The organism is Brooklawnia sp. (assembly GCF_049651565.1).
Classification (GTDB): domain Bacteria; phylum Actinomycetota; class Actinomycetes; order Propionibacteriales; family Propionibacteriaceae; genus Brooklawnia.
This window is the reverse complement of the sequence record NZ_JBASCI010000122.1, coordinates 1-6,474: the sequence shown is the minus strand read 5'-3', so window position 1 is coordinate 6,474 and position 6,474 is coordinate 1. Positions and strand designations below refer to the sequence as shown.

Annotated in this window: 6 protein-coding genes and 1 pseudogene; 6 read left to right on the top strand and 1 reads right to left on the bottom strand. The window is 69.4% G+C overall.

The window, feature by feature from the left end; translation table 11 throughout:
• Positions 1 to 181 precede the first annotated feature (181 nt).
• The 5 genes from tsf (at position 182) to rlmN (ending at position 4,862) form a co-directional block, all read left to right on the top strand.
• Positions 182 to 991, top strand: a complete 810-nt coding sequence (gene tsf / locus WBL05_RS06095) for a translation elongation factor Ts (RefSeq protein ID WP_424224464.1) — start codon at positions 182 to 184, stop codon at positions 989 to 991.
• 367 nt (positions 992 to 1,358) lie between these two features.
• Positions 1,359 to 2,075 carry a UMP kinase gene (pyrH, locus tag WBL05_RS06090; protein WP_424224467.1) on the top strand — a complete coding sequence of 239 codons (717 nt, stop codon included), beginning with the start codon at positions 1,359 to 1,361 and terminating at the stop codon, positions 2,073 to 2,075.
• Between the two features lie 120 nt (positions 2,076 to 2,195).
• The gene (gene frr / locus WBL05_RS06085) at positions 2,196 to 2,717 is read left to right on the top strand and encodes a ribosome recycling factor (protein WP_424224466.1); all 522 of its coding nucleotides are present in this window, start codon (positions 2,196 to 2,198) and stop codon (positions 2,715 to 2,717) included.
• A 2-nt stretch (positions 2,718 to 2,719) separates the two neighbouring features.
• Positions 2,720 to 3,673: a phosphatidate cytidylyltransferase gene (locus tag WBL05_RS06080; protein WP_424224463.1), complete on the top strand. Its 954-nt coding sequence runs from the start codon at positions 2,720 to 2,722 to the stop codon at positions 3,671 to 3,673.
• A 31-nt stretch (positions 3,674 to 3,704) separates the two neighbouring features.
• Positions 3,705 to 4,862, top strand: a complete 1,158-nt coding sequence (rlmN, locus tag WBL05_RS06075) for a 23S rRNA (adenine(2503)-C(2))-methyltransferase RlmN (protein ID WP_424224462.1) — start codon at positions 3,705 to 3,707, stop codon at positions 4,860 to 4,862.
• Positions 4,863 to 4,894: 32 nt separating this feature from the next.
• Here the strand turns inward: rlmN and WBL05_RS06070 are convergent, their stop codons facing one another.
• Positions 4,895 to 6,019 (bottom strand): LOG family protein, encoded by a 1,125-nt coding sequence (locus tag WBL05_RS06070; RefSeq protein WP_424224461.1) that lies wholly within the window; start codon positions 6,017 to 6,019, stop codon positions 4,895 to 4,897.
• 125 nt (positions 6,020 to 6,144) lie between these two features.
• Here WBL05_RS06070 and WBL05_RS06065 point away from each other — a divergent pair.
• Positions 6,145 to 6,474: pseudogene (locus tag WBL05_RS06065) on the top strand (hypothetical protein); the annotation flags it as partial.

The window sequence follows — 6,474 nt, the reverse complement described above, 5'->3', positions numbered from 1 at the left end:
CCGCCCAGCAGCCCGCCGAAGGCGCGCCCGACGGCGGCGATGCTGAGGTTGCCGAGGGCGAGGCCGCCGCACTGGCTGATGAGTCGCGCCAGGCCCGCACCGAGATGGCCCCCGCCGAGGGCGCCGCGGACGAGCCCGCATCCAACTGACCTCAACCGACCCGAACCGCAAAGGATCCCAGATGGCAATCACTGCCGCAGATGTGAAGAAGCTGCGCGACCAGACCGGCGCCGGAATGATGGACGCCAAGAAGGCCCTGACCGAGGCCGACGGCGACTTCGAGCGCGCCACCGAACTGCTCCGCGTGTCCGGCGCCGCCAAGGCCGCCAAGCGCAGCGATCGTTCCGCCAACAACGGCCTGGTCGCCGCCACCGGTTCCTCGCTGATCCAGTTCGGCTCCGAGACCGACTTCGTCGCCAAGAACCAGGAGTTCGTCAACCTCGCCGACGCGATCGTGCAGGCGGTCGAGGACGGTGGCGCCACCGACGTCGAGTCGGCGCTGGCCCTGCCGCTCGGCGACAACACCGTCGGCGACGCGATCTCGGCCCTGGAGGCGAAGATCGGCGAGAAGCTGGAACTGGCCCAGGTCGCCCACTTCACGGGCCTGGTGCACACCTACCTGCACCGCCGCAGCGCGGACCTGCCTCCCCAGGTCGGCGTCCTGGTCGAGTACGAGGGCGACGAGGAGGACTTCGTACACGCCGTGGCGCTGCAGATCGCCTCCATGCGTCCCGACTACGTGTCGCGCGCCGACGTGCCGGCCGAGGTGGTGGCCCGCGAGGAGCGGATCGCCACCGAGACCGCCAAGGAGGAGGGCAAGCCCGAGAAGATCATCCCCAAGATCGTCGAGGGGCGCGTCAACGCCTTCTACAAGGAGGCCTGCCTGATGGAGCAGGTGTCGATCGCCGAGGACAAGAAGACCGTCGGCCAGTTGGCGAATGAGGCCAATGTCACCATCAAGCGCTTCGTGCGCTTCGTGGTGGGCGGCTGACCTACCCGGGCTCACCAACCAGACCCGGCCACCGCGGATCCCGACTCGCTGATCCGACCGGCTGGCCGGGTCTGTTGCGTGTCTGGCCGCTGGTAACAGCGGGACGGCGCGCGTAGGATGCTCCACCTCTGTGAGGGGCCTTCATTGCTCGGCCATGGCCTGACCTGGGAGTTCTTCATGGAGCCCGCCGCGCAGGACCCGACCTGACAGCCGTCCCTGGGCTGGCGGCGCCGCTGTCAGCTCGCGGGGTCGAATCGTCGCCCGTCCCCCGGAGTTGCCGGGTCTGCCTGGCGCCAGGTCGCCCGGTGGCCGTTCGGCGAGGCCTGGCACTAGAGTGGTTCAGGATTCGCCCAGCCCGTGGAGGAAACTGATGCCTGAGCCCTACCGTCGTGTCCTGCTCAAGTTGTCCGGTGAAGCGTTCGGCGGTGGCAAGCTCGGTGTCGACCCGATAATCGTCGCCTCGGTGGCCAGTCAGATAGCCGAGGTGGTCGCCACCGGAGCTCAGCTCGCAGTGGTGGTCGGTGGCGGCAACTACTTCCGCGGCGCTGAGTTGCAGCGCGGCGGCATGGACCGGGATCGCGCCGACTACATGGGGATGCTCGGCACGGTGATGAACGCGCTGGCGCTGCAGGACTTCCTGGAGAAGCAGGGTGTGCCCACCCGCGTCCAGTCCGCTATCACGATGGGACAGGTCGCCGAGCCGTACATCCCGCGCCGGGCCGAACGCCACCTCGAGAAGGGACGGGTGGTGATCTTCGGTGCCGGTTCGGGCATGCCGTACTTCTCCACCGACACCGTGGCCGCACAGCGGGCACTCGAGATCAAGGCCGAGATCCTGCTGATGGGCAAGAACGGGGTGGACGCGGTCTGCGACTCCGACCCCAAGACCAACCCGGATGCCCGGCGCTACCACGAGCTGACCTACGACGAGTTCCTCGCCAAGGACCTCAAGGTGGCCGACGCAACCGCCATCAGCCTGGCCCGCGACAACGACCTCGACATGCTCTTCTTCGGGCTGGACGACGACCACAACATCTGCCGGGCCGTCGCCGGTGAGCGGATCGGCACCTGGGTACACGCCTGAGCCATGCCGCCGGCTTGCCGCGGGTCCCGCCCGGATGCCCCGCCAGCAAGTAACCTCACTAGCAACAGCTTCGGAAGGACCACAGTGACCGATGACATCATCAAGGAAGCCCGCCGGAAGATGGCCGGCGCCATCGATTTCGCCCGCCAGGACTTCGCGACCGTCCGCACCGGCCGCGCCAACCCGGCGATGTTCAACAAGCTTGAGGCCGACTACTACGGCAGCCCGACCCCGATCCAGCAGCTCGCGACCTTCCAGTCGCCCGAGCCGCGGGTGATGCTGATCACCCCGTTCGACCGCGCGGCGCTGCCTGGCATCGAGAAAGCGATCCGCAACTCCGACCTGGGTGTGAACCCGGCCAGCGATGGCGTCGCCATCCGGGTCGTGCTGCCCGAACTCACCGAGGAGCGCCGCAAGGAGTACATCAAACTGGTCCGCCACAAGGCCGAGGAAGCTCGCGTCGCGGTCCGCAACGTGCGCCGCCACGCCGTCGATCAGGTGAAGAAGGCCGAGAAGGACAAGTCGATCGGCGAGGACGAGGCCAAACGCGCCGACAAGAAGCTCGATGACGAGACCAAGAAGGCAGTGGACGCGATCGACGAGATGCTGAAGGCCAAAGAAGCCGAGCTGCTGGAAGTCTGACGGTGTCAGCCGACCGGGGCGGGGACGAATCACCACACCAGCCGGACGCTGCTCCACCACGCAGCGCATCCGACCAGGCTCACGCCGAGTCACTGATCACGCCCTTCACCGGCACCGAGAAGACCAGGCGGCGCAGCGCCGGCCGGAACCTGCCGGTGGCGATCGCCTCCGCGGTGGCGCTGCTGGCCTGGATCCTCGGCACGCTGCTGTGGTGGAACTGGGGCTTCGTCATCTTCCTGATGGCTGCCGCAGTGGCCGGCTCCTACGAGGTCATCAGTGCCCTGGGCAAGGCGAAGCTGCAGGGAGTCTTCGCGCCGATCGCCGTCGGCACCCCGCTGATGTTCGGCCTGTCCTACTGGATCGCCCAGGACGCCGGTCAACTGGCCGGCGTGGCGGTCACCCTCGGCTGCCTGGCCGTGATGATCATCGTCTGCCTGGCGGCCCGGCTCCGCAGCCCGGTGCGCGGGTTCATGGGGGACGCCGCGGCCAGCGTCTTCACCATCGGCTACGTGCCGCTGCTGCTGTCAACCCTCACCCTGCTGCTGGCCCAGCCCGACGGCAACCTGCGCGTCATCTACTACTTCCTGCTGGTGCCCTGCTCCGACACCGCCGCCTACGCGGTCGGTTCCCTGCTCGGCCGGCACAAGCTTGCCCCACACATCAGCCCCGGCAAGACCTGGGAGGGCTTCGGCGGGGCGGTCCTGCTCACCGCGCTGGCCGGTGCGCTGATCGGGCCGCCGCTGATCGGCGCCGAGTGGTGGGTCGGAGCGACCATCGGCGCGGTGCTGTCGATCGCCGCCACTACCGGCGACCTGATCGAGTCGATGATCAAGCGGGACGCCGGCCTGAAGGACATGAGCAAGCTGGTCCCCGGCCACGGCGGCGCCATGGACCGGCTGGACTCGCTGCTGGTCGCCGCGCCATTCGCCTGGGTGGCCATGCTGGCGCTGGTCTGAGCGATTCGCAGGATCGGGCAGACTCGAAGCCATGAGCTCGACCACCGGACCCATCGACCTGACCGGCGAACTCGTGGCGTCCCGGCGCCGCCCACCCACCCACTGGATGGACCTGACCCCCGAGCAACGAGTCGAGTCGATCATCGGGCTGGGCCTTCCGGCTTACCGGGCCCGGCAGGTCTCCTACCAGTGGTTCGGCCGGCTCGACCCCGTGCCGGCGAACTGGACCGACCTGCCCGCGGCGTCCCGCCAGCAGGTCAGCGAGGCCTTCTTCCCGACCCTGCTGACCCCGATCCGGCAGCAGACCGCCGACACCGGCCTGACCACCAAGACCGCCTGGCGAGCATTCGACGGCGCCGTCATCGAATCGGTGATCATGCGGTACCCGCAGGGCCCGGACTCCCCGGGACGCACCACCGTGTGCATCTCGTCCCAGGCCGGCTGCGGGATGGCCTGCCCGTTCTGCGCGACAGGGCAGGGTGGTCTGCAACGCAACCTCAGCGCCGGCGAGATCACCTGGCAGGTGCACGACGCGGCCCGCCGGCTGGCGGCTGGCGAACTGCCCGGCGGGCCCGGCCGGGTCAACAACATCGTCTTCATGGGTATGGGCGAACCCATGGCCAACTACAACGCGGTGCTGGCCGCGGCGCGGCAGGTCCACGCGGCCGCGCCGGACGGGTTGGGCATCGGCGCCCGCGGCCTGACCGTCTCGACGGTGGGCATGGTGCCCAGGATGCGGCAGCTTGCCGACGAGGACCTGCCGGTGACCCTGGCGCTGTCGCTGCACGCGCCGGACGACGAGTTGCGCGACGAACTGGTGCCGCTGAACCGACACTTCAACGTCGATGCGGTGCTGGACGCCGCTTGGTACTACGCCTCCCGCAGCAAGCGCCGGGTGAGCATCGAGTACATCCTGATCAAGGACATCAACGATCAGGCTGGGCGGGCCGACCTGCTGGCCAGGCGGCTCAAGGCGCGCGGCGACTGGGGCTGGTTCCACGTCAACCTGATCCCGCTCAATCCCACCCCCGGCAGCAAGTGGACGGCGTCGCGTCCGAAGGACGAACGGGCGTTCGTCCAGCACCTGGAACGCGCCGGGGTGCCGGTCACCGTCCGCGACACCCGCGGCCGGGAGATCGACGGCGCCTGCGGGCAGCTGGCGGCGCGCACCGGGGCGGTCGCCCGGTAGTGCCGCGACACTAATCACCAAACGCAGCGGCGTCAGCCGCGCAGGCGGCCGTTCAGGTACTTGACGGCCTCATCCACGTCGTCGACCAGCAGCAGCCGCTCGCCCATCGTCCGGCCCCGGCCAAGCTCCTCGACCAGTGGCCAGACCGGCAGCTGGTGGGTCCAGTAGTCGACGCCGACGAAGATCATGGGGCATACCAGGTGGGGATCGGCGGAGTAGTAGTTGGCGGTCGCCGCCTGGAAGACCTCCTGGACGGTGCCGGCCGCGCCCGGCAGGTAGATCAGGCCGCCACGGCAGTGCTGCAGCAGCAGGTCCTCGCGCAGGGCGTTGCTGAAGTACTTGGCGATGGCGGTCGCGAACACGTTCGAGGGCTCGTGGCCGTAGAACCAGGTGGGCACCCCGATCGACCGGCCGGTGGCGGCCGTCTGCGCCCGGATGTCCAGTGCGGTGGCCACCCACATCGTCTGGTTGCCCTGCCAGTCCGGGGCCGCCGAGAGCTGGTCGATGGCGTTGCTGAGCACCGCGTACTCGCCGGCCAGGTAGGCGCCCAGGTTCGCCGCCTCCATCGCGCCAGGACCACCGCCGGTCAGCACGGTGTACCCGGACAGGGTCAGTTGGGACGCCAACCGAGCCGCCCCGACGTAGTCATCGGAGCCGCGCGGAAGCGCGTGGCCACCCATCAGGCCGACGGTGCGGGCGGGGTCGATGCCGGCCATCAGCTCCTCCAGCGCATCAGTGACCGCATGGTCGTGCAGGGTCATGGCCAGCGAAGAGGCCAGGTCCTCGGGGGCGGGCAACGACTTGGCCCATGAGTAGATCGCCGCGTCGGTGGTGTGCGCGTACAACTGGCCATCGATGATCCCGTCGTACAGCTCCGCCGGGCTGTACAGGGTGGCGCGGTAGGCGTCGAACGGCACGTGGGGCAGCCGCGGGAAGATAAGCGCACCACGCTCCAGCAGGTCGTCGGCCAGGCCATCGGGCAGTTCGCAGCCGAGCAGGATCGCGCCTTCCGGGTCGACCCGGTTCAGGTCGGCCGCGCGCTGCGACAGGTCGACCGACTGCACCACCCACCCGGCGATCGCCTCGGCCGACCCGATCCGGGCATCCCACTCGGCCAGGGACTCGATTTCGACAGTTGGTACGTGCGCGGGGTTCATGCGACTCCTCAGGTGACGGGCGGGCAGCCCTGCAGCGGGGTTTGGCGGGCACCGTCCCCGATGCTACCGGGGCGTGCGGCCGCCGCCACCGGCCTGCGGACCGGTGCCCGTGCCAGACTGGGACGGTGCGAACCATGGTGATCATCGGGGCGACCACCGATCTGGGCCGGGCCGCGCTGTCGGTGGTGGCCGGGCATCGCATCGACTTCCTGGTCGATGGGCTGTCCGACGACGGCACCGACCCCCGCCGGCTGGCCGAGCTCGCGCTGGAGTTCACCCCGCTGCGGCTGGGCATCACCGATGACTACGCGGTGGCTGCGTTCTGGGCGGAACGTGGCGACCTCAACATCGATCGTGGCCTGGTCGACTGGGAAGCCGCCGAGGCCGAGGTGGTGGCCGGACCATCGGCGCCGGTCGAGGTGGCCGGCCTGCCGGCCGACATCGCGGTGGTGGGG

Excerpts from the sequence above, each read along its gene's own strand:
- tsf (WP_424224464.1), top strand. The coding sequence starts at position 182 with ATGGCAATCACTGCCGCAGATGTGAAGAAGCTGCGCGACCAGACCGGC.
- frr (WP_424224466.1), top strand. The coding sequence starts at position 2,196 with ATGGCCGGCGCCATCGATTTCGCCCGCCAGGACTTCGCGACCGTCCGC.
- rlmN (WP_424224462.1), top strand. The coding sequence starts at position 3,705 with ATGAGCTCGACCACCGGACCCATCGACCTGACCGGCGAACTCGTGGCG.
- WBL05_RS06070 (WP_424224461.1), bottom strand. The coding sequence starts at position 6,019 with ATGAACCCCGCGCACGTACCAACTGTCGAAATCGAGTCCCTGGCCGAG.